Annotated in this window: 28 protein-coding genes; 2 read left to right on the top strand and 26 right to left on the bottom strand. The window is 44.1% G+C overall.

Features of this window, described 5'->3' with window-relative positions; genetic code table 11:
• Genes PPIS_RS02525 through ccmA form a run of 6 tightly spaced genes read right to left on the bottom strand, consistent with a single transcriptional unit; the run spans position 1 to position 4,691 of the window.
• Positions 1-1,959, bottom strand: coding sequence for a heme lyase CcmF/NrfE family subunit (locus PPIS_RS02525; RefSeq protein ID WP_010369081.1), 1,959 nt, complete (start codon positions 1,957-1,959; stop codon positions 1-3).
• Position 1,960: 1 nt separating this feature from the next.
• Positions 1,961-2,440, bottom strand: coding sequence for a cytochrome c maturation protein CcmE (gene ccmE, locus PPIS_RS02520; RefSeq protein WP_010369083.1), 480 nt, complete (start codon positions 2,438-2,440; stop codon positions 1,961-1,963).
• Positions 2,437-2,640 carry a heme exporter protein CcmD gene (gene ccmD, locus PPIS_RS02515; RefSeq protein WP_010369085.1) on the bottom strand — a complete coding sequence of 68 codons (204 nt, stop codon included), beginning with the start codon at positions 2,638-2,640 and terminating at the stop codon, positions 2,437-2,439. Before ccmD ends, ccmE begins: the two co-directional genes overlap by 4 nt.
• Positions 2,641-2,642: 2 nt before the next feature.
• Positions 2,643-3,380 carry a heme ABC transporter permease gene (locus PPIS_RS02510; RefSeq protein WP_010369087.1) on the bottom strand — a complete coding sequence of 246 codons (738 nt, stop codon included), beginning with the start codon at positions 3,378-3,380 and terminating at the stop codon, positions 2,643-2,645.
• 1 nt (position 3,381) lies between these two features.
• Positions 3,382-4,068, bottom strand: a complete 687-nt coding sequence (gene ccmB, locus PPIS_RS02505; protein ID WP_010369089.1) for a heme exporter protein CcmB — start codon at positions 4,066-4,068, stop codon at positions 3,382-3,384.
• Positions 4,068-4,691: a cytochrome c biogenesis heme-transporting ATPase CcmA gene (ccmA, locus tag PPIS_RS02500; RefSeq protein WP_081629136.1), complete on the bottom strand. Its 624-nt coding sequence runs from the start codon at positions 4,689-4,691 to the stop codon at positions 4,068-4,070. Before ccmA ends, ccmB begins: the two co-directional genes overlap by 1 nt.
• A gap of 103 nt (positions 4,692-4,794) precedes the next feature.
• On the opposite strand from ccmA, the gene fliK reads away from it, so the two are divergent.
• A complete protein-coding gene (gene fliK, locus PPIS_RS02495) occupies positions 4,795-7,245 on the top strand; it encodes a flagellar hook-length control protein FliK (RefSeq protein ID WP_010369095.1) in 2,451 nt (816 codons plus the stop codon).
• A gap of 5 nt (positions 7,246-7,250) precedes the next feature.
• The gene (locus PPIS_RS02490) at positions 7,251-7,547 is read left to right on the top strand and encodes an EscU/YscU/HrcU family type III secretion system export apparatus switch protein (RefSeq protein ID WP_010369096.1); all 297 of its coding nucleotides are present in this window, start codon (positions 7,251-7,253) and stop codon (positions 7,545-7,547) included.
• Between the two features lie 33 nt (positions 7,548-7,580).
• Here PPIS_RS02490 and PPIS_RS02485 read toward each other — a convergent pair whose 3' ends face one another.
• The 20 genes from PPIS_RS02485 to fliL all read right to left on the bottom strand — a co-directional run bounded on the left by PPIS_RS02485 (position 7,581) and on the right by fliL (position 25,642).
• Entirely contained in the window at positions 7,581-8,012 is a 432-nt protein-coding gene (locus PPIS_RS02485; RefSeq protein ID WP_010369097.1) for a DUF2802 domain-containing protein, read from the bottom strand.
• Entirely contained in the window at positions 8,013-8,510 is a 498-nt protein-coding gene (locus PPIS_RS02480; RefSeq protein ID WP_010369098.1) for a chemotaxis protein CheW, read from the bottom strand.
• Between the two features lie 24 nt (positions 8,511-8,534).
• Positions 8,535-9,296, bottom strand: coding sequence for a chemotaxis protein CheW (locus PPIS_RS02475; protein ID WP_010369099.1), 762 nt, complete (start codon positions 9,294-9,296; stop codon positions 8,535-8,537).
• 8 nt (positions 9,297-9,304) lie between these two features.
• Positions 9,305-10,075 (bottom strand): ParA family protein, encoded by a 771-nt coding sequence (locus PPIS_RS02470; protein ID WP_010369100.1) that lies wholly within the window; start codon positions 10,073-10,075, stop codon positions 9,305-9,307.
• 127 nt (positions 10,076-10,202) lie between these two features.
• A complete protein-coding gene (locus PPIS_RS02465) occupies positions 10,203-11,348 on the bottom strand; it encodes a protein-glutamate methylesterase/protein-glutamine glutaminase (protein WP_010369101.1) in 1,146 nt (381 codons plus the stop codon).
• A gap of 74 nt (positions 11,349-11,422) precedes the next feature.
• Positions 11,423-13,654: a chemotaxis protein CheA gene (locus PPIS_RS02460; RefSeq protein ID WP_010369102.1), complete on the bottom strand. Its 2,232-nt coding sequence runs from the start codon at positions 13,652-13,654 to the stop codon at positions 11,423-11,425.
• Between the two features lie 13 nt (positions 13,655-13,667).
• Positions 13,668-14,444 (bottom strand): protein phosphatase CheZ, encoded by a 777-nt coding sequence (locus PPIS_RS02455; RefSeq protein WP_010369103.1) that lies wholly within the window; start codon positions 14,442-14,444, stop codon positions 13,668-13,670.
• A 19-nt stretch (positions 14,445-14,463) separates the two neighbouring features.
• Positions 14,464-14,847, bottom strand: coding sequence for a chemotaxis response regulator CheY (cheY, locus tag PPIS_RS02450; RefSeq protein ID WP_010369104.1), 384 nt, complete (start codon positions 14,845-14,847; stop codon positions 14,464-14,466).
• 42 nt (positions 14,848-14,889) lie between these two features.
• Positions 14,890-15,624, bottom strand: coding sequence for an RNA polymerase sigma factor FliA (locus PPIS_RS02445; RefSeq protein ID WP_010369105.1), 735 nt, complete (start codon positions 15,622-15,624; stop codon positions 14,890-14,892).
• Between the two features lie 2 nt (positions 15,625-15,626).
• Entirely contained in the window at positions 15,627-16,487 is an 861-nt protein-coding gene (locus PPIS_RS02440) for a MinD/ParA family protein (protein ID WP_010369106.1), read from the bottom strand.
• Positions 16,480-17,955, bottom strand: coding sequence for a flagellar biosynthesis GTPase FlhF (gene flhF, locus PPIS_RS02435; RefSeq protein ID WP_010369107.1), 1,476 nt, complete (start codon positions 17,953-17,955; stop codon positions 16,480-16,482). The genes PPIS_RS02440 and flhF overlap by 8 nt, the downstream gene beginning before the upstream one ends.
• Positions 17,956-17,974: 19 nt before the next feature.
• The gene (gene flhA, locus PPIS_RS02430) at positions 17,975-20,077 is read right to left on the bottom strand and encodes a flagellar biosynthesis protein FlhA (protein WP_010369109.1); all 2,103 of its coding nucleotides are present in this window, start codon (positions 20,075-20,077) and stop codon (positions 17,975-17,977) included.
• 83 nt (positions 20,078-20,160) lie between these two features.
• A complete protein-coding gene (gene flhB / locus PPIS_RS02425; protein WP_010369112.1) occupies positions 20,161-21,291 on the bottom strand; it encodes a flagellar biosynthesis protein FlhB in 1,131 nt (376 codons plus the stop codon).
• A 9-nt stretch (positions 21,292-21,300) separates the two neighbouring features.
• Positions 21,301-22,080 (bottom strand): flagellar biosynthetic protein FliR, encoded by a 780-nt coding sequence (gene fliR, locus PPIS_RS02420; RefSeq protein WP_010369114.1) that lies wholly within the window; start codon positions 22,078-22,080, stop codon positions 21,301-21,303.
• 2 nt (positions 22,081-22,082) lie between these two features.
• Positions 22,083-22,352 (bottom strand): flagellar biosynthesis protein FliQ, encoded by a 270-nt coding sequence (gene fliQ / locus PPIS_RS02415; RefSeq protein ID WP_010369116.1) that lies wholly within the window; start codon positions 22,350-22,352, stop codon positions 22,083-22,085.
• A 1-nt stretch (position 22,353) separates the two neighbouring features.
• Entirely contained in the window at positions 22,354-23,091 is a 738-nt protein-coding gene (gene fliP / locus PPIS_RS02410; protein WP_010369122.1) for a flagellar type III secretion system pore protein FliP, read from the bottom strand.
• Positions 23,084-23,542 carry a flagellar biosynthetic protein FliO gene (fliO, locus tag PPIS_RS02405; RefSeq protein WP_010369123.1) on the bottom strand — a complete coding sequence of 153 codons (459 nt, stop codon included), beginning with the start codon at positions 23,540-23,542 and terminating at the stop codon, positions 23,084-23,086. The genes fliP and fliO overlap by 8 nt, the downstream gene beginning before the upstream one ends.
• On the bottom strand, positions 23,542-23,940 hold the full coding sequence (fliN, locus tag PPIS_RS02400; RefSeq protein ID WP_010369124.1) for a flagellar motor switch protein FliN: 399 nt from the start codon (positions 23,938-23,940) through the stop codon (positions 23,542-23,544). Before fliN ends, fliO begins: the two co-directional genes overlap by 1 nt.
• A gap of 72 nt (positions 23,941-24,012) precedes the next feature.
• Entirely contained in the window at positions 24,013-25,107 is a 1,095-nt protein-coding gene (fliM, locus tag PPIS_RS02395) for a flagellar motor switch protein FliM (RefSeq protein ID WP_010369125.1), read from the bottom strand.
• Between the two features lie 10 nt (positions 25,108-25,117).
• Complete coding sequence (gene fliL, locus PPIS_RS02390) at positions 25,118-25,642, bottom strand: flagellar basal body-associated protein FliL (RefSeq protein ID WP_010369126.1); 525 nt, start codon at positions 25,640-25,642, stop codon at positions 25,118-25,120.
• Positions 25,643-25,685: the final 43 nt, after the last annotated feature.

Raw genomic sequence — 25,685 nt, 5'->3', positions numbered from 1 at the left:
TTAAGCCTCCACTTGGGATGATTTTTTCACGCGGCTGCGGTAGCGTTTATCCGCAAGCACAATGAAGCCGGCAAAAGAGATAAGTAGCCCACCTAACCACATCCAGCGTACGTATGGTTTGTGATAGATCCTAAGCGACCACGCGCCTGCAGAAAGCGGCTCGCCGAGTGCTAGATATAAATCGCGGAAGAAGCCATCATCAATAGCGGCTTCGGTCATAAACTGCATCCCTACATCATAGCGGCGTTTTTCTGCATGCAGCTCGGTGACTTTTTTACCATTTTTGAATACCGTCACTACGCCTGCATGGCCACCGTAGTTCGGGCCTCGAATTTCTTTTACCCCATCAAAGCGATATTCGTACTCGTTTAGCATCGCTGTTTCACCCGGTTTCATGCTCACGGAGCGCTCAACTGAGTATGCTGAAGTTAACGTCACCGACGCGATAACAAAGGCAATACCAACGTGCCCGAGTACCATTGCCCAATAGCTCAATCCTAGCTTTTTAAAGCCGATCGCAACACTTGGGTGAACAGTCACTTTATTAAATAAGTCAGCAGCAGTAGCCACACTTATCCACACAGCTAAAGCGGTCGCAACAAACGTAAGTGGCGCCACCACTTCGTAGCTCGAGTATAACCACGTCGCCGTGAGCACTAAACTCACCGCAATCAATGCAGCCCATTTTTTCACTAGTGGCGGCATTTTATTTTGTTTCCAGCGCAGCATAGGTGCTAAACCCAGCAAAATCGCGAACGGCACGATTAATATCGCAAACATTTGGTTAAAGAAAGGTACGCCAATAGAAATAGAGCCTAAGCCCAACTCTTTATGGATCATAGGCAATAGCGTACCCAATAATACAATCAAGGTCGCAACCACTAAGAAGATATTGTTGATCCACAGCGCTACTTCACGCGAAATGAATTGATAACGCCCTTCGCTATATACTTGAGCTACGCGCAGTGCGTAAAGCGCTAAGCTACCACCCACAACCACAGCCAAGAATGACAGGATATATAAACCACGGTCTGGATCGGTTGCAAACGCATGCACCGAAACGATGATCCCAGAACGAACGATAAAGGTACCCAGTAAACATAAACTAAACGCGGTGATAGCAAGTAGTACTGTCCAAGACTTAAACACACCACGCTTTTCTGTTACTGCGAGTGAATGCAATAAAGCGGTTGCAACAAGCCAAGGCATCAGTGAAGCGTTTTCCACCGGATCCCAGAACCACCAACCGCCCCAGCCTAGCTCTGAGTACGCCCACCAACTACCAATAGTAATGCCTAGAGTAAGAAAGCCCCATGCGGCCATTGTCCAAGGACGTGACCATTTAGCCCAAGTGTTATCAAGTTTACCGGTTAAAAGCGCAGCAATTGCAAAAGAGAAAGACACAGATAAGCCAACATAACCCATATAAAGGAGTGGCGGGTGAATGATCATTCCAGGGTCTTGCAATAATGGATTTAAATCACGCCCTTCAACAGGGAAGTAAGGAAGCAAACGCTCAAACGGACTCGACATCCACAGGGTATAGAGCATAAAGCCCACACCTAAAAAGCCAAGTACGCCTAACACACGCGCTCGCAATACCCACGGTAGCGACTTTAACATCACTGCAACCAGCATGGTCCACATGGATTGCATCACTAACCACAGTAAAATTGCGCCTTCATGTCCACCCCACGTTGAGGTGATTTTATAATACCAAGGCAAAGTACTGCTCGAATGATGTGCCACATACGCAACCGTAAAGTCATCCATTAATGTGATGTAGATCAGTACCACAAATGAGAACACCACAAGAATACACTGACCAACGGCCAGTGAAGGAGCGGCTTTCATCAGCCTCAAATTACCCGTATAAGCACCCCACAATGGGAAAATACACAGTAATAAGCTCAATGCCATCGCCAGAACTAAAGCGAAGTAACCTATTTCTGGGACCATCTTAGTTCTCGCTGTTTAAATTATATTTTGGCTTTTCGTGCTTAATGCCTTTCACGGCTTCCGCCACTTCTGATGGCATATACTCTTCATCATGCTTGGCAAGTACTTCAAACGCTTCAACTACATTAGACTCAACTAATGTCCCTTGTGCTACGATACCTTGGCCTTCACGGAATAGATCAGGAAGAATGCCTTTATAACGAATAGTAACCATTGGACCGGTGTCGATAAGTTTAAATGACACATCTAAGGACGTTTCATCACGCACCACTGAGCCCGGCACAACCATACCGCCAATGCGCAGTTTCTGGCCAATTTGCGGTATTTCTTTTAACTCACCTTTACCTTCAACAAGCTCGCTCGGCGTGTAAAACAAATTAATATTTTCTTGTAGTGCGTAAAGCGTAAGCCCGACCGCTGCGCCAATACCAAAGATAACGGCAACAACGGTGAATAATCTCTTTTTGCGTCTAGGATTCATGCTTGCGACTCCTCTTTTGCTTTTTTAATGCGTGCTTCTCTTGCCATTTGCGCTTTAACTGCTTGCTTTAGCGCCTTACCATCCAAGATAGAGCCGACTAAAATACCAGTCAGTATTAATGCACATGAGCCAAATGAGAGCCAAACATAAAAGCCATAACCACCCATGGCTAAAAATTCACTGAAGGATTCAAACTGCATGATTAACCCCTATTCACTAATTCGCGGACCCAAGGACGGTGTTGCTCACTTCGTAAAATTTCATTTTTCAAACGAATTAGCGTAACCACGCCAAGCACACCAGCAAACGCCACTATGTTGATCAACAAAGGCCACAACATAGAAGGATCAATCGCTGAAGTATCAAATTTGGTGATAGTTGACCCCTGATGCAACGTGTTCCACCACTCTACCGAGAAATGAATAATAGGCAGATTAACGACCCCGACAATGGCAAGAATACAGGCAGCTCTACCACCTGATTTTTTATCTTCAAAGGCGTGATATAGAGACAAAACACCAAAATACAAAAACAATAGGATAAGCTCTGACGTCAATCTTGCATCCCAGACCCACCAAGCACCCCACATAGGTTTACCCCAAGCAGCACCAGTGATTAACGCAATCGCGGTCATTGCCGCACCAATAGGAGCAATGGCTATAACCGCCAATTCAGCATTACGAATTTGCCATACCAAGGCAACAATAGCCGCAATAGCCATAGACGAGTATGCGCCCATTGACCAGATAGCCGACGGCACATGAATAAAGATAATACGATAGCTGTCTTTTTGTTGGTAGTCGGCTGGCGCATAGGCTAACCCCCAAACCCATCCAACAATTAAGCCCACTACCGCAATCACGGCAAAGTAAGGAAGCAAGGTGTTACACAGTTGGTAAGCACGCTCCGCTTTGGCATAAGGATGTAACCACTTCCACATTTTAACTTACACTCACTCTTAAAGCTGACGATATGGCAATTGGTGCGGTAACAATTGCGACGGCAAGCATCGCACCAAGGATTGCAAGCTGACCACCATACGCTAAAGACATGCTACTGGTATCTATGGCAGACGTTGCAAAAATCAATACGGGGATATAAAGCGGTAGGACAAGTAAACTCATTAAAATGCCACCCTTTTGCAATGCAACGGTGAGTCCTGCGCCAATGGCCCCAATAAAACTTAATAACGGTGTACCTATCAGTAAGGTCAATACAGTCGCATTGAGAGACTGCGACTCGAGATTCATTAACAGCGCGAACAAGGGCGCAAGCACCACCATTGGCAAACCACTGACTGTCCAATGCGCAGCTACTTTTGCTAATACTGATAGCGATAAAGGATAAGGTGAAGCAATCAATTGCTCTAATGAGCCGTCGTTGTAATCGTCCCTAAATAATTTATCTAGACCTAACATAGTCGATAAAAGCGCCGCTACCCAAATAATACCCGGTGCCATTCTGGTAAGCAGCGCAGGTTCGGGCCCAATTGCTAACGGAAATAGGGTGATCACGATTAAGAAAAACAACAGCGGGTTGACTATCTCAGCGCGTTGTCTAAAGGCCAAGGTCACATCTTTGGCGTAAACCGATTTAAAAGCTAACCAATAAGAATGTTGAGTCTGCATTACAAACGGTACTCCAACGCCAAGGTTTGTAACTGTGCAAAATGTGCGGTGAGATCTTGGTGGGTCGTCAATAAAATGGCGCCCCCCTTGTCGAGATGAGACTGAAATTGGGTTTGCAACATGGCGACCCCTTTTTTATCCAGCGCAGTAAATGGTTCATCTAGCACCCAAAGTTTGGCTTGATTTAGCCACAAACGTACTAACGCAACACGGCGCTGTTGGCCTGCCGACAATGTCCGCACAGGTACATCTTCAAGTCCAATTAAGCCGAGCTTAGCAAGCAGTGTATAGACTTCTTCTTCTTCGGCCTGAGCGCCATGGACCATAAGCCAATGTTGGACATTTTCGTAGGCACTAAGTTGTTGATTGACACCTGTCTTATGACCAATAAATAATAAATCGGCAGCGAATGAATCATAATCATCGCGGATGTCAGTGCTGTTGTAGCGGATCTGCCCTTCGTCCGCTCTGGCGAACCCAGCAATGATCCTCAACAAAGAGGTTTTTCCGGCACCATTTGGGCCTTCAATTTGCATGATCTGCCCCGCATGGAGAGTGAAACTTAATGAGTCAAACAAGCATCTATCTTGTTTGGTACAAGTGACGGCGTCTATCTCTAGCAAACTTGGGCTTCTCTTTACCTAAAATTGGGCGTTAGTCTAACATAATGGTATGGTAATACGAATAATCCGATGCGACCGATTAGCGAAAATTTGATTTAAAATAATGAATAAGCTGCCAATTACAACAAATACGACGACAGCATCTGTGATAAGCACAGATAATAACGAAGTATCGAGATTAGACTTAGCTAAAAACCAACCGTTTGCAGCAAAGAATATCCAAATTAGTAACGATAAACTAAAAATGGATGTGGCAATTGATGGCCGCTGGCAAACTATCCAACTTGCGCTTAAGCCTCCAACCCAGCCCAATCAGCTTCCAGAAGCACAGGTTAGTATTGATGAAACTGGCAAGGTGATTACCTTTCAAACGCCCAAACTACAAGCACAAGTAACACTAACAAAACAGCTTTTTGATATTTTAACGACGCTAAAGACGCATACGCCAAGCCCAGTAATACAGTCTTCAGCAACCACGTTGCCAGACGCCACATTACACATCAAGGCACTTGATTTAAAAGTACCGCTTGTGCAAGCCGTGGCAGACTTGCTCGCAAGTGAAAGTAAACTCATTGCGCATCTTAGTGCCCAACAAAGTAATGTTTCCTTGCAGGTCGTCAATCAATTTAAAGACTTGCTGTTTAGTACGGCTTTACCTAAGTCAATGATTGCAAAACTTATCTCTAGTCAACTTAGTAGTGTTGAGGTGAAGCCGCAGCCAAGTGGGATAACACTTAACATTCATGACCGTTCAGTAACCTTATCGCCAATAAGCAGTAACTGGCCTGCAGCAACCACATGGCAAAAAGGCGAAGTAAAAACGGCTTTCAATGGAATTGACATCACAAAATCGACACAACAAGTAAAAGTAGAAACCATAAAGCCGCTTAGCGCTTTGCTGCAACAGGTAAGCACAGTCAATAAGGATGCACCTTCACCGCTTGAGTCACGCTTAGCATCAGTACATACGCTGGCGTATGACAAACCGCTAATTGAAGTCAATCTGCAACAAATTAAGTCAACAGTAGTAAAAGCGTTGCAAGTACTGATCGGAAGACCTTTTGGTAAACCACTCACAAGTCAGGTCGCTCAGCCCACGAACTCCCCTGTCAAGAAAGGTAAAAGTGATGTTTTGAGTCACTCGGTCGCAACTCTGCTTGCGCCAAGCGAGAAAGTAAGTGCTCACAATAAAAATAAACCGAGCACGCCACTGCAACAACTCTCAAACCAAATAAAGCTTAATCTTACAGAGCTGATGGCAAAGCAACCATTACCATTGCAAAAAAGTCACACACCTTTGCAAAACGAAAAGTTAGCCAGCTCCATTGCTCGTTACTTACAACACCAGCTCGCAGAGACACCAAAATATCAAGCACCACCGGTCGATTTTGAGGTAAAACAAAAAGCCCTGTCCTTATTATTGGACACCCTCACAGGTAAACTATCGCTTAGCAATAAGCAAGTTGAACAGCTGACACAAGCCTTAGCGCGGCCGCTTTATCGTAAAGCGAGTTCTGCGCCTGTAGATTCTGCTAAGACGTTCCAGTTGCAATCTGCACATTCGCAAAGCACACAAGTAACCGCTACGCCTTCCCAAATCCCGCAGCTTACCAGTAATCAAATTAAAGGGGTGATTGAAGCCCTGCTTGCTCTGCCCACGGCTAAACCCGAGCAAAAAGAAAACACACCAAACATGTTACGCCAAGCTTCTACAACCATCGAAAAGCTCGTAAAAGCAGATACATTCAAACAAACACCTGAATTACAGAAACTAGTCAACCAAGCATTTACGCGCTTGCTTGATGACCGTTCAGTCAACGCGCTTACCGTTAAAAACCAGTTAGAGAGCCAACTGGGCATGGCAACCTTTGCTAACACGCCAACAAGTTTAGCTCAATCGAGCTTTACACAAATGTTGGACCGTTTAATTGTGTCGCTATTAGGTAGTCAGGTGGCAAATCAAGCTCAGAGCAATGAGCTAGCGACGCAAAAAATACAAGCTTTGCTGGATGCGCTGCTACCACAGCTAAAGCTGCTCTCCCCCAAGCAAACAGCAGACGCGCTTCAACAACCACAAGCAAAAGAGCTGTTAAGCGAATTGGGGCAATTGCACAACCAATTACAACCGCAACAATCACCGACTACAGCGACCAACTCTGCAAAACAAGACAGCGAAGCACAGTTGATTGTTAACCTGCTCTTCCCTACAAAAGTAGGACAAGAGCAACAGCAAACGCAATTACAAATAGGTGAATATAAAAAGTCGCCCAAACCTGGTATGCCAGAGAAGTCTGTGTGGTTTATTCGTCTTTGTTTTGATTTTGCAGAAAAAGGTCAGATCCATGCCCAAGCCGAGCTGATGGATAAAGCCCTAGAATGTGCATTAGTAGCCACCTCCAACCAGGTCAAGCAGCTCGCAGAGCCACATTTGGCAACACTCAGACATAAGTTAGCATCTCATGGGCTACAAGTCGCTGAGATAGGCCTTAGAGAAGAAGCCAGCTTTCAAGATAAGTTCTTTAATGAACACGCAATTATCAACATTAAGGTGTAAAAGAGATGACACAAAAATCTGCTATTGGACTGTTATATGAAGCTGGAAGCGCACCTCAGGTCACCTTTAAAGGATATGGCGAGCTGGCAGAGGAAATTATTGCGCTGGCAAAAGAGAAAAACATCATGATCCATGAAGATGAATCATTAGCACAAACACTCAGTGCACTTGAGTTACACCAAGAGATCCCACGGGAGCTCTACTATGTAATTGCTGAACTCATCGCTTTTTCTTACATTATGCGTGGTAAGTTTCCACCTGGCTGGGAAGGTTTTCGTGGCAAGCTAGATATTAAGGCATAGCCAAAATTTTCTAACTTGCTACTTTCTAGACGATTATTTTGATTTGTTATGTAAAGACATGAGCAGCTCTGCCTCAGCTCTTGGCAACTCACACTCGCGCATCACCTCTTCAATATCAGCGCCAAGTTCCACCATTTTCACGGCGCGAGAATACATTTTTGCGTCGGGGTCATCATATTTCTGTGCTGCTTGCTGATTCGCAACATCATTTAATTCTTGCTCGGTTGCGACCACCCGCTTACCAATACTCATGATACTGGCGCGTAACTCCGCAACTTCGCTGCGTAATATTGCTATTTGTTGCTCAGAGCCTTGTAGTGAGCTCGAAAGTTGCGCTGTTTGACCCTGCGCATCCTGTAATTTTTTACCCAGCACAAAAACAAACCTCAAGCATACTAACGCAAGTATGCTTGAGGTTATTGATATGACGAGTAAAACGGTTTGTGCGTTTACTACTTCAGACATCTAAATATGACTCAGCTCATCCCATTCGTCATCACTTAATAGCTTATTAAGATCGACTAAGATCAATAGCTCGCCTTCTCGGTTTGATACGCCTTGGATAAACTTAGCGCTCTCTTCAGTGCCGATGTTTGGCGCGCTGTCAATTTCCGAGCTACGTAAGTAAACCACCTCAGCAACGCTATCTACTAAGATGCCAATAACTTGCTTCTCGGCTTCGATTATTACAATTCTCGAATTATCCGTCACTTCTGCACTTTGCAGACCAAACCTAGCTCGTGTGTCTATAACCGTTACAACGTTACCACGTAGATTAATGATCCCGAGTACGTAGCTTGGCGCACCTGGGACTGGTGCAATTTCGGTATAACGTAATACTTCTTGCACTTGCATTACATTGATACCGTAAGTTTCCTCTTCAAGCTTGTAAGTAACCCATTGCAATACTTCATCATTACTATCAGCATTTTTGTCTGCAGAAAGTAGTCTATCTTGGCTCATGGTTTCACTCCATCAATATACTAGTTACTGCTCTCGACTATCGAGGCCTTGTTCTAGCAAACGGTTTAAATTCTCTACATCAATCAGCGCGCACATTTTCTCTTTAATCACCCCAGCCAACCAAGGCCGTTTACCATCTGCTGTGCGCCACTTTATGTCTTCAGGCTTGAGTGTTAAGTTGTTGACTAGTTTCTCTGCTAACAGTCCCCAGTTACTATCCCCAAGCGTAATCAAATACTGGTAATCCAGAGCATCTTCTAATTTTGGTGTTAACTTCTCAGGCATTACCCATCGCGCAGTATCAACAACATTAAGCTTTTCTTCACGATTTAGCATCACGCCTTTAAACCATTTAGGTTTACCAAAGAGTTGATTGACTTCACCCAGTTGGTGTATTCCCCCAAGTGATTTAAGCGGAATCGCCAGTGTTAAGCCTGCAACTTCAAAAAACAATGCCTGAGATTCACCTTCTTGATAGGCTTCCCTTGCAGAAACGGATTCTATCGTTGTCTGTTCTTTGATAATAGATGTATTTTCAGTGACTTCAAGATCTTGAGCTAATTTACTCGGTTGTTCTTCAATAACTTCACTCACCGACTCCTGAGGCTCTGTAGCAACGACAACTGGAAGGTCTGTATCCTCAAGTTCGGATTCCGGCTCTTTTACTTGTTCAAGTAGCTTTGCAACCGGTGATAATTCGCATTGTTCAATCTCTGGCTCCTCTTGTAATAGGGCGCCAAGATACTGCTTCATCACCTTTTCATTTGCAAATAAATGCTTACTCATTATGCTCTCTAGCTTAACTGCTTCAAATAGTCCAAAAGTGCACGATAAGCGAACACGCCTCGTGATTTAGGACAAAATTGTACTGGGACTTGCTGTGCAAGACTCGCATCCCTAAATTTAGTATCTACAGGAACCACACCTGGCCAAACAGCCTCTTTGTATGTTGCTAGCAACGTTTTATACGCCTCCAACGACGCTTTGGTCCGTTTATCATACATAGTTGGAATGATAGTATATTGATACTGTTTCTGCTGTGAAGACTGCATCAGCTCCATCGTGCGCATCATTCTATCTAGTCCCTTCAATGCCAAAAATTCAGTTTGGACAGGTACTAAAATTCGCTCACTCGCTGCTAATGCGTTAACCATCAGTACCCCAAGCACTGGTGGGCAGTCTAAAATAGCATAGTCATATTGATCCGCTATTTTTTCGAGCGATTTCTTTAAGATAAGCCCCATGCCCGTTTTATTACCCATACTACGATCAAGCGTAGCAATGGCCATAGTGGCAGGCAAAATATCAAGATTCTCTATGGTTGATGGGCAAAGAGACTGTAAAATTTCTTCACTCGTCATGCTGCTGCCGCGTGCAAAAATATCATACACACTGACTTCTAACTCTTCAGAATCAATACCAAAGTAATATGTCAGTGAAGCATGTGGATCAGTATCAATAAGCAAAACTCGGTGACCCTGTTCAGCAAGAATGCCTCCTAAGCTCACCGTCGTCGTGGTTTTACCCACACCACCTTTTTGATTTGCTACTGTCCAAATTTTCACTCTATATTCCTTCGCTTATCTCTATTGATTTCGTTCAATAGATACTATACCAACTCAGTGTTATTCATTCTTTTTAGACGTTTGATATTTACAAGCTTCAAGCAAAGCAACCAAGTGATGACTTAGTCTATTGATTACCCGCTTCTTTATTAATTCTCGCAGCAAAGTCTTGTAGGGCGATACTATCCGACGAAAGTCCAGCGCCAGCGACAGCTTGAGGCATACCATAAACAACACAAGTCGCTTCATCTTGCGCCCATATAGTGGCCCCTACCTGTTTTAGCATACGAGCACCATCTCGGCCATCTGCGCCCATTCCCGTTAAGACAATCGCTAACGTGTCGCCACCATAAGCTTTTGCAACACTTGCAAATGTCACATCAACGCTGGGTTTATAGGTGATCCTTGGACTATCATCTTCGAACACTTTTAGTGTCTTACTACCACCGCGATTTTCAACCAGCATTTGCTTACCGCCAGGGGCTAAATAGGCCACCCCAGGCATTAATCTATCACCTTGCTCGGCTTCCTTAACCTTAATCTGGCATAAACTATTCAATCTTGCTGCAAACGCAGGTGTAAATGCGGCCGGCATATGCTGGATAAGTAAAATTGGATGAGGAAAGTTTGCAGGCAACTGAGTTAGTATTGTTTGCAGTGCAACGGGTCCACCTGTTGATGTACCAATTGCAACCAGTCCATATTTCTTACCCGATGCTCTAGCACCCGCAGCACTAGACGTACCACCAGATACAGGCCTCTGAAAACTTCTATCCGGTTGAGGGATCGTTGCTCGTCCTGTATCAGCGCGAGTTGCTCTAGACTCGACGCGCTTTGGCGGAGTCGCAATAGTAGGGCGAGTAAAACGGCTAACGCGACGGCGGCCAATTTCCTTTACCTTATTTTGTAACGACTTAATTGCTTCTTCGCTATTACGAGCGATGTCTTCAAACTTTTTCGGTAAAAAATCTACAGCCCCCGCATCCAGTGCATCTAACGTAGCACTAGCGCCTTCACGAGTTAACGAAGAAAACATTAAGATTGGGGTCGGAGTGGCCTGCATGATCTGCTTTACCGCACTGATCCCATCAAGCACAGGCATTTCCACGTCCATCGTAATTACGTCTGGCCGCAATGAAGCGGCCTTTTCAACCGCCTCCTTGCCATTAACTGCGAAATCTATAACTTTGATTTCACTGTCTTTTTCTAAAATTTCACTGACTCGACGACGAAAAAAACTAGAATCGTCTACGACTAACACTTTAACTGCCATTGGCAACGCTCTTTAATTTGCTCTACAGCAGAGCAGCAAATGCCGCTCTAGAATTCGAACTACGCCTAATAAAATTAGGCGTAGTGTTTTAATAAGTTGGGGACATCAAGGATTAGCGCTATACCACCATCAGATGTGATGGTAGCACCGGCCATACCTGGTGTACCTTGTAATAACGCATCTAGTGGTTTGATTACGACTTCCTCTTGGCCTATAAGAGAATCAACCACAAAACCGACTTGTTTAGTGCCAATTTGCGCAATGACAACATGGCCTTCAGCCTTTCTCATGCCCCTGTTCGCACCTTTTACCAACCAATGTTCAAGATAAAATAACGGAATTGCTTTTTCTCTCACTATGATAGTCAACTGACCATCAACCACATTCGTTTTTGTCAAATCTAAATGGAAGATCTCGTTCACGCCGGCAAGTGGTAACGCAAACGTTTGCTCTCCAACGACCACCATCAAGGTAGGCAAAATAGCCAGTGTAAGCGGTACCTTAATCTCTAATACGGTACCAACACCCAATTCTGATTGGATATTTACCGAGCCATTCAATTGAGTGATCTTCGTTTTAACAACGTCCATCCCAACACCACGACCAGAAATGTCTGAAATTTGCTCTTTTGTTGAGAACCCTGGTGCGAAGATCAAATTATAGGCTTCAGTATCGGACAGTCGGCTTGCTTGATCGGAGTCAATCACGCCTTTATTTATAGCAATCTTTTTGAGCTTTTCAGGGTCCATACCGGCACCATCATCTCGAATCGTGAGAAGAATGTGATCTCCCTCTTGAGATGCTGACAATGTGACTGTACCCATTCTTGGTTTGCCAGACGCTTCACGTACGTCAGGCATTTCAATACCGTGATCTACTGAGTTTCTCACTAAGTGGACCAGTGGATCTGCAAGCGCTTCAACCAAATTTTTATCTAAATCCGTCTCTTCGCCCTGTAAAACTAGGTTGATTTCTTTTTTCAAGCTGCGAGCAAGGTCTCTCACTACTCGAGGAAAGCGACCAAATACCTTTTTGATTGGCTGCATCCGCGTTTTCATCACGGCGCCCTGCAAATCAGCAGTGACTACATCAAGGTTCGAAATAGCTTTACCCATGCTTTCGCTGTTGGTGTTATTCGCTAAGCTAACCAAACGGTTACGAACCAATACTAATTCGCCAACCATATTCATGATTTCATCAAGACGTTTAGTATCAACTCGGACCGTGGTCTCAGCTTGTGCCGCAGGTTTCTTCGCAGCGGCTGGTGTGGAAGCTTTTGCAGCCTCGGGCTCTTTTTGCGGTGCTGGTGCTGGAGTCGCAGGCTTAGCTTCAACTTTGGGCGCAGGCTTTGGCGCAGGTTTCGGCGCTGGCGCGGCTTTAACAGGCTCTGGTTGCGCAGGTTTAGTCTCTGAAACCTCTACTGGCGATTCATCGACCGCTTTAGGTGCACTGCCTTTACCATGAAGCTCGTCCAACAAAGCTTCAAACTCATCGTCGGTAATTTCTTCGTCGCCAGTAGACCCACTTGGGGCTGCTGGTGAGGTTGATTTAGCCTTAGGTTCACTCGCTTCTGGGGCAACAGCATCTTCTGCATTTGGTGCTCCACCGAATTTACCAACACCATGAAGTTCATCTAAGAGGTTATCGAATTCGTCATCAGTGATATCACCATCATCTGTGGTTGATACAGCTTCAGGTTTAGTTGCCGGAGCAACAGCAGGCGCATTACCCGAACCGTGTAATTCATCTAAAAGATTTTCAAATTCTTCTTCTGTTATCTCATCGATGCTGGAGCCGCTATCATCGCCTGAACCAACATCGGCGTCGAATAAAATATCATCAGCACTTAAATCTGGCACCACAGGTTCTGGCTCAGAAGTAGGTTCGTCAATCACTTCACTGACTTCGTCTTCAGATGCAGGCTGGCTAAGTTTGTGGAGTGTTTCAAGCAACACAGGGTCGGCCGCTTCTGGTTCCTCACGGTTTTGAATACAAGCGAACATTTCGTTGATCGTATCCAAAGATTGCAAAATAACATCCATCAGTTCGGAAGTTACTTTTCGTTGCCCTTGTCGTAGTACATCAAACACGTTTTCCGCACCGTGACAGGCATCGACCAGTTCGGTCATACCTAGGAAGCCAGCCCCACCTTTTACGGTATGGAAGCCACGGAAAATCGCATTGAGAAGTTCTTTATCTTCAGGATTATTTTCTAGTTCAACAAGCTGTTCAGATAACAGTTCTAATATTTCGCCTGCTTCAACAAGAAAGTCCTGCAAGATATCTTCATCGACTTCAAAGCTCATACACACTCTCCAACTAGAAGCCTAAACTAGATAGCAAGTCATCGACTTCGTCTTGACCAGAAACCACGTCATCTCGCGATTCAGCGTCAATAATTGGACCTTCAGGTCCAGACAATTCATCACTGATAGTCTCGGTTGTTTTTATTTCGTTTTCATTCGCTTTCACAGCAGTTGAAGGCGCTTCATCTGAAGTACCAAAAACAGTCAGGAGGTGAATGAGACTATCTTCTACTTCTCTCACAAGCTCAATGACGCGCCGAATAACCTGCCCAGTCAAATCCTGATAGTCCTGAGCCATCAGCACATTAGTCATTAAACCTTGTAATTCGTCTGTACGTGTCTTTGAAGTCTGCATAAAGCTGTCGAGATCATGACACAGAGATTTAAACTCACCGAGTTGAATGTCTCTGCTCATCAATCGATCCCAAGTGGGCTTTATTTGCGCTAACTCATCCGCTAGATTCTGCGCAAGAGGTAAGCTTTCTTCGACCGCGTCCATCGTTTTATTAGCAGCGCTTTCTGTCATTTCCATAACATAATTAAGACGCTGCTTGGCGTCAGGTATAGCCTCTGTCGTGAGATCTGAGAGTCGAGTATCGAGCTCAAAGTTCTTCAAGGACTCGTGTAATTGGCGAGTTAGCTTTCCAACTTCTGCAAATAACTCCGATTGCTCTTTGTTAGCAGCTTCTAAAATCAGCTGGTCAGCTTTTTCTTGTTCACCTTGTTCTAGAAGCTCAACAAGTTGCTTAGCTTGTTCAAGTGTAATTTGAGGCGCAGCATTTACAGACATAGGCCATATCCCCTTGCTGTTAGCCTAGTCGCTCAAATACTTTTTCAAGCTTAGTTTTGAGCGTACCCGCAGTAAACGGCTTAACAATATATCCGTTCACCCCTGCTTGCGCTGCTGCAACAATTTGTTCTTTTTTCGCTTCTGCGGTAACCATCAACACTGGAATGTGCTTAAGCTTTTCATCTGCGCGTATTGCACGAAGCAAATCAATACCTTGCATGCCCGGCATATTCCAATCAGTTACTACAAAGTCAAACTCCTGATTTTGTAGCATCGGAAGTGCTGTACTACCATCATCAGCTTCTTGAACATTGGTAAAGCCTAAATCTCTTAATAGGTTTTTGATTATTCTTCTCATAGTAGAGAAATCATCAACCACGAGAATCTTCATGTTCTTATCCAAAACTTCCTCCAGTGAGGTTCGAACCCAACTATTTTATGTACTCTAATTTATCCAGTCATTGATTTTAGCTTTAAGCTTTATCATTGCCTGACCGTGAATTTGGCTTACTCGAGATTCACTGACATCAAGGATGGCACCAATCTCTTTTAAATTCATTTCGTCGTTATAGTAAAGTGATAAAACCAGAGCATCCCTTTCGGGTAACGCTTTGATAGCATTTACTAAAGACTCGTTAAAACGTTCATTTTTAACGTTATTAAACGGTTTGTCTAGCGCAAAATCGCTGTTTGCTGGGGTTATCACGTCTTCATCAACCCCAAGATCCTCAATACCGATGACTTTACTTGCATTTACATCATGTAAAATATGATGGTACTCATCTAGAGATATATCAAGTTTTTCAGCGATTTCAGTGTCTTTTGGTTCTCGACCAAGGAGAGATTCGAGCTCAGATATAGCTTCTGCAACCATTCTGCTATTTTTGTGAACAGAACGAGGCGCCCAATCACCACGACGGATTTCATCCAGCATTGCGCCTCGAATACGGATCCCGGCAAAGGTCTCGAAACTAGCGCCTTTAGTTGCATCGAAATTTTTAGATGCTTCAATCAACCCAATCATACCTGACTGGATCAGATCGTCGAGTTGCACACTTGCCGGAAGTCGAGCAATCAGGTGGCACGCCACTTTTTTGACAAGTGGAGCATGCCGTTCAACCACCTTATGAATGTGGTCTGAAGTTTGATATCCCGCAGCTCTATTGACCGGAGAAGCCATAATCACCCGTTTACAAGTTGTTCAATGAAAAATTCTAGATGACCGGAAGGTTGATGCGGAATTGGCCATTTCACTGCCTTAGCGGCAAGTCCCTTAATCGCAATCGCCGCAGGAGAACTCGGAAATAAATCCACGATAGCTCTTTGTCTGCGAGAAGATTTACGCATGTTTTCGTCAAACGGTACGGTGGCCACTAATTCCAGTGCTACATCAAGAAAACGGTCTGTAACTTTTGAAAGTTTAGCAAATAATTCTTGCCCTTCACGCATACTGCGGACCATATTGGCAACAATTTTAAAACGATAGACACCATGCTCTCTGCTCAAAACTTTGATCAACGCGTAAGCATCTGTAATAGAAGTCGGTTCATCACACACCACAACCATCACATCTTGTGCAGCTCGAGAGAAGCTCAGAACCATATCTGAGATACCAGCTGCGGTATCAACAATTAATACATCAAATTGCGTGTTAAGCTCGCTAAATGCACGAATAAGTCCTGCATGCTCTGCGGGAGTCAGCTCTACCATACTTTGAGAGCCTGAAGTCGCCGGTACAATTTTAATTCCAGCGGGACCTTCTACGAGAATCTCATCTAGTTCACATTCACCCGACAACACGTGTGACAGATTCTTTTCTACCCTTAGACCTAACATCACATCACAGTTTGCCAAGCCCAAGTCCGCATCTAAAACGAGAACTCGCTGTCCTTGTTGGCCCATAGCGATGGCAGTATTGAGCGAGACGTTGGTTTTACCCACCCCACCTTTTCCACCGGTCACGGCTATTACTTTTACACCCTGGTTGCTATTTTGACTCATTCTACGCAGGCCACTTGCTTGATCTAAAACTGTGTTAATCATACATTCCTACTGACTCTGACGCTACAGGTACACGTCGAGAGTGCTGTGCTTTTATTCTTTTTAAATACAATTGCTCAGCCTTTTTTACTAGCTTTTGAGCATTTGCTACGCGAATGTCTTCTGGCACTCGCTGACCGTTGGTAAGATACCCTATTGGCAAGCGATTTTGAATCGCTATGCTAATTATCTCACCTAAACTTAGACTTTCATCAAGTTTTGTGAAAATACAGCCACTTAAATTTACTTTTTTGAAGTGTCTTACTGTTTCTTGTAACACATTCATTTGTGCTGTCGCACTTAATACTAAATAGCTGCGAATATCTACTCTCGCGCTACGCATAAGTGTATTTAACTGTTCAGTTAAGCGCAAATCTCTTTGACTCATTCCCGCTGTATCTATTAATACTAGACGCTTATTGCGTAAATGATAAAGCACTTCTGCAAGTTCATTTGCATCTTTAACTTGCTTAACCGGACAACCAATGATTCTACCATAGGTAGCTAACTGCTCGTAAGCGCCAATTCTGTAGGTATCTGTCGTTATTAACGCCACTTTATCTGCACCGTATTTTTGTGCACCTAATGCCGCTAATTTTGCAACCGTTGTGGTTTTACCAACACCAGTTGGACCCACCATCGCAAATACGCCACCTTGACGAAGAATATCATTGTTAGTGGTGTGCATTTGGTTGATCACCATGTTTAACAATGCATTCCAGGCTTCTTTACGAGACACATCATCAGGGATAAAGCATGCCATTTGCTCAGCGACATCTTTGTCTATGCCCATTCCTTCCAAACGGTCAACAAGACACGCACGGGTTGGATCGCGACGAGCCATTTCTTGTTTCATTAGACCAGATACTTGATGTTCAAGTAATTGACGAATAGCGTTCATTTCTTCACGCATTGCACTCATTTCGTCAGGCTTGGCATTTAACTCCGGTAAATCATCACCAAAACCGTTGTCTAACTCATCCGACTCGCCCCACTGCTGTGGCTGCTCAAATGCATCATCATCAAAGTCAAAAGATTGGCGACGAGCTTGCTGTGGCTTCGCTTGGTACGCCGGCGCAGCAGCTTGTGTTTTACGTTGGCTGCTTAACATTTGCTCTGTATCTATCCCCGACTGGGAGAACATAGAAGCAAGTTCTGGTGAGCGTGGGCGCGGTGCCTGACGCTCAAGCAGTGCCGCTAAGCTATCGGCAACTTGCGCTTGTTTTGCTGGCTGTGCTTGGCGAGGCTCTGGACGGACAAAGCGAGTCTGTGCTTCTCTCGGGGCTGCTGCATGGGTCGCTGGTGCTTGCTTAGCAGGTGCAGCAGTACGGTCATTATCAATTGCTGCGACGATTTCAACACCATCCGCTAACTTTTTGTTAGACATAATGACAGCATCAGCACCAAGCTCTTCTTTTACTTCATTTAAAGCCGTACGCATATCTTTTGCGAAGAAACGTTTAATTTTCATGTTACAGCCCCTTTATCCTCTATTGTCCAACCGAGCTCACTATCTTAATTTGTCTTTCTTCCGGCACTTCTTGATATGACATCACTCTAAGACCTGGAATTGTATGTTTAACAAATCGAGATAGCACACTTCTTAACATACCTGAGGTTAATAAGATGGACGGTTCCCCTAGCATTTCTTGGTTGTGATGTGCTTCTCTTAATGATTCTTGAAGCCTCTCAGCCAAGCCAGGTTCAATACCTGCCCCCTCATCACCTGCGTTCTGAAGTGACTGATGCAACATCTGTTCCAACTCAGGCGCCAATGTTATGACAGGAATTTCTTCTTCGCTTCCAACGGCATCTTGAACAATCAATCTGCGTAATGAAATTCTTACCGCAGCCGTTAATACATCAGGGTCTTGGCTACGTGGTCCGTACTCAACTAAGGTTTGTACAATCGAGCGCATATCTCGAATTGCAACGCCTTCATTAAGAAGATTTTGTAGTACTTTTACTACGGTAGTGAGTGGTAAAATATCAGGCACTAAGCCTTCAACTAATCTAGGGTGACTTTTCGCAAGCATGTCTAATAGATTTTGAACTTCTTCATGACCAAGCAATAGTGACGCATTATTCGTCAATAATTGACTAATGTGTGTTGCCACCACAGTTGCAGCATCTACTACTGTATAGCCAAGTGAATGCGCTTCATCTTTTTGATCTGGTTTAATCCATACTGCATCTAAGCCAAATGCAGGATCTTTAGTCTCTATGCCTTTAATCGGCCCAAACACCTGCCCTGGGTTAATTGCGAGCTCATCGCCATGCTTCAACTCACCGGTTCCTGAGCCAACTCCCATTAAAGTAATATTGTATGCATTTGGATCTAGTTCTAGGTTATCGCGAATATGTACCGGCGGTACTAAAAAGCCCAGTTCCTGAGATAGCTTTTTACGCACCCCTTTAATACGACTGAGAAGCTCCCCGCCTTGGGCTTGGTCAACTAGAGGAATTAGGCGATAACCAACCTCTAAACCAATCACATCAACAGGTTGTACATCATCCCAACCAAGCTCTTTTTGATCTTGTTGATGGCCTCCTTTGGCAGCAGGTCCTTTGGCAGCTTGTTCTGCCTTTTCGATTTCCGCCTTTTTCTTTTGCTGGCTTGTGTAATAGGCTATATAGCCAAGTAATACGCCTAAACCTAGGAAGGCAACATGTGGCATGCCTGGAACGAGTCCCATGGTGATCAAAATACCTGAAGCAATAGCTAGCGATTTTTCATTACCCAGTTGGCTTTTAAACTGATCGCCCATGTTGTGCGATTCATTTTGACGCGTTACGACAATTGCAGTGCCAATTGAGAGTAAAAGAGATGGAATTTGCGCGACCAGACCGTCACCGATTGTCAGCATGGTATATACTTCCATCGCGTGGCCAAAGCTTAAATCATGCTGGATCATCCCAACGAAAAGGCCACCTATTATATTAATGGCGAGGATCACGATACCTGCAATAGCATCACCTTTAACGAATTTACTTGCACCGTCCATTGACCCATAAAAGTCGGCTTCTCGAGTCACTTCTTCACGACGAGCCCGGGCGTCATCTGCAGAGATAAAACCGGCATTTAAGTCCGCATCAATGGCCATTTGCTTACCCGGCATAGCATCAAGGGTGAAACGCGCAGACACCTCTGAAATACGACCCGCACCTTTGGTAATTACGACAAAGTTAATAATAATAAGGATAAGGAATACAACTAAACCGACGGCGTAGTTGCCACCAATAACAACACTACCAAAGGCTTCGATCACCTTACCTGCCGCATCACCACCATTATGACCTTCAAGTAATACGACGCGAGTACTCGCTACGTTTAATGCCAATCGCATGATAGTCGCGATCAGTAGTACCGCCGGAAACATACCAAATTCGAGTGGCTTCAAGGTATAAACAGTCACCAATAGCACCACTAGTGCCAATGCAATGTTGAAGGAAAATAGAATATCAAGCAAAAAAGGAGGTAACGGTAGAATAACCATGCCAAGTGCTGCAAGCACCAACAATGGAGTACCCACACCTTTAGCATATTCTTTTTTATCTCGATTGAGTTGTTGTAAAACTGCTTTAAATTCCATAACTTAACACAAGCAAAAAATTGACACATAGCAACAAATGCAATATGCGTTCCAATTAATAGCTTATTCTTATGAGGGCAATTTTAATGCTTCAAATCGTCTGGGATTGGTAAATCTCGAGTAAGTGCAACGGGTCTTTTCCCTTTACCTTTTTGGAAACGATTCAACTGAAATACATAAGCAAGTACCTGTGCAACCGCGGTAAACAATTGTTCAGGGATTTGATCACCCACTTCAGTGGTGTGGTAAAGCGAACGAGTCAATACAGGTGATTCCACTATCGGCACTTCATTCCCTTTGGCTATTTTTCTAATTTGCATCGCAAGTTCATCAACCCCTTTTGCGATAACAATAGGCGCCCCCGCCCTTTCAGTGTCATATTTAAGCGCAACCGAATAGTGAGTAGGGTTGGTCACAACAACATCGGCATCTGGTACATCTTGCATCATACGTCTTTGCGACATTTCTCTTTGTGTTCGGCGGATCCGCGCTTTTATTTGAGGATCACCTTCTGAGTTTTTATATTCATCCTTGACTTCTTGTAGCGTCATTTTAAGCTGTTTATGATGATTATAGCTTTGATAGGGCGCATCAATTGCGGAGATCACAATCATAGTGCAACTAAGCGCTAAAAACATCCACGCAATGATTTCTAACGCATGTTCTATACTCGAAGGGATTTGTTCAATACTCAAGTGTAATATTTCGTTAAAATACATATTGATAAGCAAGATTGCAAAGCCTGCAACTAATACAAACTTAAGAACTGACTTCAATAACTCAATGGCCGCTTGTGGGCCCAACATTCGCTTCAGTCCCTTCATAGGTGACATTTTACTTGCTTTAGGTGCGGCCGCTTGCCAAGAAAAGTTAAAGCCACCGAGTAACGTATTCCCCACTATTCCGGCAATTGCGATAATAAAAACGAACATAGCCATTGGGAATAACAGCTCAGCGCCAATATCCCCCCACACAGCAAACATTTTGGTTGTATCGTAGGTTTCATTGCGATTAAGCGACAACATTCGTCCCATCACGTTGTAAAGCGCTTTCCCTATACCAGGACCATACATTAGTAAAGCGATAGCAGAAAACAATAACACAAACGTAGTCCCCAACTCCTTTGAACGGGCTACCTGGCCTTTACTCCTCGCATCACTTATCTTCTTGGAGGTGGGTTCTTCGGTGCGTTCTTGACCTGAATCTTCTGCCATTTCAAACTCCTAAACCGTGCAACCAATTAAGTCGCACATCAGCTCCGTCATTTTGAGCCATTGAAACTCAAATTGTGCTAAGAAGTTACCCAATGTCGCCCAAATAATGGTAAGCCCTGCAACTAAGGTAAAAGCAAACCCTACAGAGAAAATATTCATCTGAGGTGCAGCTCTGGTCATGATCCCAAACGAGATATTGATAACCAACATTGCCGTTAACGGAGCTAACGCAAGAGCCAGTGCCGTAGAAAACATCCAGCCCCCCCAATTAACTATTCGCCAAAAATTGTCTACCGCCCACCAATTACCTGCAATGGGAAAGCTTTCGAAGCTATACACTACCATTTGTATCATCATCAGGTGACCGTTATAAACAAAAAACAGTAATGTCGCTAATATTAAATAGAACTGACCAACTGCTGGGACACTTAATCCATTGGCAGGGTCAACAACAGATGCGAAACCAAGACCTGTTTGCATAGCAAGGATTTGACCCGCAATGATAAAAGTATTTAAAAGCAATAGAGAGCCAAAACCAATTGCGACTCCGGTCATCATTTCTTGAATAACAACCAAAATCATCGAAAAGGAGAACAAATCGGTAAACTCTGATTTGGGCAAAACGGGCACCACGGCGAAGGTAACGACCACAGCAAGTGCAAACTTAATTCGGGCAGGTACACTCTGTGCCCCAAGCCCCGCCATTACCATCATCATTGAACTTATCCGCACCAGTGGAAGTAAAAAATCACTTAGCCACTGCATGATTACCGCAAAGGTGAACTCCATGATTAGCCTGCAATTTCAGGGATGCGCATAACCACGAGGTTAAAATAGTCCATCAGTTCTTGAGTTAACCAATGGCCACCAAAAATGAGGGCTAGAATCGTGATAATTAAACGCGGTAAAAAGCTTAATGTTTGTTCATTAATCGATGTTGCTGCTTGAAACACAGCAACAACTAAGCCAACTAGAAGCCCAGGTACTACAATCGCCGCCACCAGCTTGATGACTAAAAACAATGCATCACTTAAGATATCGACAAAGACTTCTGGTTCCACATTACACCCCCAATCCGAAGCTTCTGGCCAGTGTACCCATGACCAAACTCCAACCATCGACGAGCACAAAAAGCATAATCTTAAACGGCAAGGAAACTATCATTGGAGATAACATCATCATACCCATGGCCATCAAGACACTGGCTACGACTAAGTCGACTATCAAAAATGGAATAAAGAACATAAAGCCGATAATAAAAGCCGTTTGCAGCTCAGATGTAACGAAAGCCGGAATAATAACGATAAACGGCGTGTCTTCAGGGCTATCAAGCTTGTCATAACCCGCTATCTTGGCAAAGGTTTCAAGGTCTTTAATTCGAGTTTGTGACAGCATAAAGGCTTTCATCGGTTCTTTAGCACGTTCAAGTGCTTGGATTGACGTGATTTCTTCCTTTATGTACGGCTGCACCGCCTCATCATTTATCTGCGAAAATATGGGTGCCATTATAAACAACGTCAAAAACAACGATAAACCGAGTAAAATTTGATTCGATGGCGACTGCTGCAGACCAATCGCCTGTCTCAAAATCGCAAGCACAACAATTATTCGAGTAAACGAAGTCATCATGATAACAGCTGCTGGAATAAAACTCAGCGCTGTCATAATGGCGAGTACTTGAAGTGTCACTGAGTACTCTTGAGAGCCATCAGGGTTTGTTGTAACGTTTATTGCTTCTATCCCTTCTGCAGAAGCTACCCCAGAAAACAGTAATAAACAGAGTATCAGCAATCTAATCATGACTTTTCTTATTATGGTTATTGTCTACTTGCCCTTTGCCCGCTAAAAACTTTTGTAACTCATTTGCAAATGGCGTTCGGCTAACATCATCTAACGGTGTTTCCAACTGGTATAAGTAGTTGATATTATTTGGTGTTACTCCAAGCAAGTGCTGCTTTTCATCCAACTCGATAACCAGCAAACGTTCTTTAGTACCGAGCGATATACTTCGGATCACCTTAAAGTCTTTCTGGTTTACAATATTGGGATTTAAACGTTTTAAAACGAACGCTAAGCCTAAAATAAGTAGGATCACCAACATCAGAGACAATCCCATGGAAAGTAGCTCTGAGCTTAACCCCGCGGTACCAGCCCCTACAGAAGATTTAGGTACTGTCTCTGAGGTTGTTGCAGTGACAGCCCGTGTATAAAAAGCGATGCCAAACACTGCTAAAGACCAACCCCAGCGCATTAACGTAGCTTTTTAATACGCTCAACCTGACTAATGACGTCCGTTAAGCGAATACCAAACTTGTCGTTTACTACAACCACTTCACCGTGTGCGATCAACGTACCGTTAACAAGTACATCCAGCGGTTCACCAGCTACTCGATCCAGCTCAACAACAGAGCCCTGATTTAGCTGTAATAAGTTACGAATATTAATTTTAGAGCGGCCAACTTCCATAGAAATGGTAACTGGAATGTCTAAAATGGTATCGAGTTTTCGTTTTTCATCTGACGATAATGCAGGCGCTGAATCTTTGAGTTCATCTAACTCTGCAACTTCTGGCTCACTGCCACCTTCGGCACCTTCGGCTTCAGCGAGTGCTGCTGCCCATTCGTCCATAGTATCTTGATCATCGCTCATTGGATTACTACCTGATTAAGTTAATTTGTTGTCCATAATTAGTCTCACGATTTTGCGTATACAAGTCCGCGACTACCAATCTAAATCTACACCTTCGGAAAGATGTAGATCTTCTTCTAATTCTGCCAGTTCAGCATCAGAGTCGAGCTTTTTACCACCTTTGGTAAATACATGAAGCTCAGACTTAACTGATTCTGGACGTTTAATTTTTTCACTGATCTGCAACGCGACATTGTCACGAGAACGGCCCATTTTTGCTCTAAACGTTGGCAATTCTTCAATAAAAACCGTTACATGCTCTGGCATTTCCACAGGAATAACATCACCAGCTTGAAGCTTCATTATTTGCTCAAGCGATAAGTCAACTTCCAGTAACTGGGAAGAAATCTCAACTTCTACATCCATAATCTCATCACGAAGCGCCTTACTCCAACGTAGATCGGTATCTTCAGTATCTGATTGAACACCGGCATCGAGCAATTCTCGAATAGGTTCTAACATAGAGTAAGGCAGTGAAATATGGAAATCGCCCCCTCCACCGTCTAACTCGATGTGAAAAGAGCTAATCACCACCACTTCTGTAGGTGACACAATATTAGCCATCGCTGGGTTCACCTCTGAGTCGAGGTATTCAAACGACACATCCATCACCGGCGCCCAGGCTTCTTTGTAATCTTCAAAGATGATCTTAAGGAGCATCTGCACGATACGACGTTCCGTTGGTGTAAACTCACGCCCCTCGATCTTGGCATGATAACGACCATCCCCACCAAAAAAGTTGTCTACAAGAATAAAGACCAGACGCGCTTCCATGGTTATCAGGCCAGTACCTTTTAGCGGTCTAAAGCGCACCATATTCAAGCTGGTAGGAACGAATAGAGTATGGATATATTCGCCAAATTTCAGCATTTGTACGCCGTTGATAGAGACCTCAGCGGTGCGGCGCATCATGTTGAAAAGGCTGATCCGCATATGGCGGGCAAATCGTTCATTTACGATTTCAAGCGTCGGCATTCGCCCACGCACAATTCTATCTTGAGACGAAAAGTCATACTGTAAGGCACCAGCACCTTCGCCGTCACCACCATCACCGATTTCGTCTTCTTCGACTTCATCTACACCATGGAGTAGTGCATCAATTTCGTCTTGGGATAATAAATCGCTCACAAATACTACCTTATTGCATCACAAAGCCAGTAAACAACACACGCTCGATTACTTTGCTACCTTCAACCCCTTCCATCGCAGCTTGGACTTTATCTAGCGCCGTTAAGCGCAACGTTTCTTTACCTGCACTTGTGCTTAACTCATCAGCAGTAGTCGTTGAAAACACGCTCAGTAAAGTACCTTCAATCAAGGGAATATGCTTCTTTGCTACTTCTTCATTAACATCACCGCGAACCAGCAGCTGAACTTTAATTTGCACAATTCTATCGCGACTAGCACCTGGTACATTAAAAACAAACGGGCGAGGCATAGCAACGTACAGTGCGCTCCCCATTTGCGCAGCGCTACCTTGCTCCGCTTTAACTTCGCTTGCTGTCGTCTCTTCTGCTAAGGATTCTTCTGGTGCGTCTGAGCCTGAAAATAAGAAAAACCCTGCGACACCGCCGAGTATCAATACCGCAGCGGCAATAATGATAATCAGCTTTTTCTTAGAACCACCCGTTTCTTCTATTTCTAAGTCGGTTTCTTCAGCCATAGCAAGCCCTTATGATCTTTATTAATTATAATAATAGCAGGTG

Source organism: Pseudoalteromonas piscicida (genome assembly GCF_000238315.3).
Taxonomy (GTDB): domain Bacteria; phylum Pseudomonadota; class Gammaproteobacteria; order Enterobacterales; family Alteromonadaceae; genus Pseudoalteromonas; species Pseudoalteromonas piscicida.
This window is presented reverse-complemented; position numbering and strand designations above follow the sequence as displayed.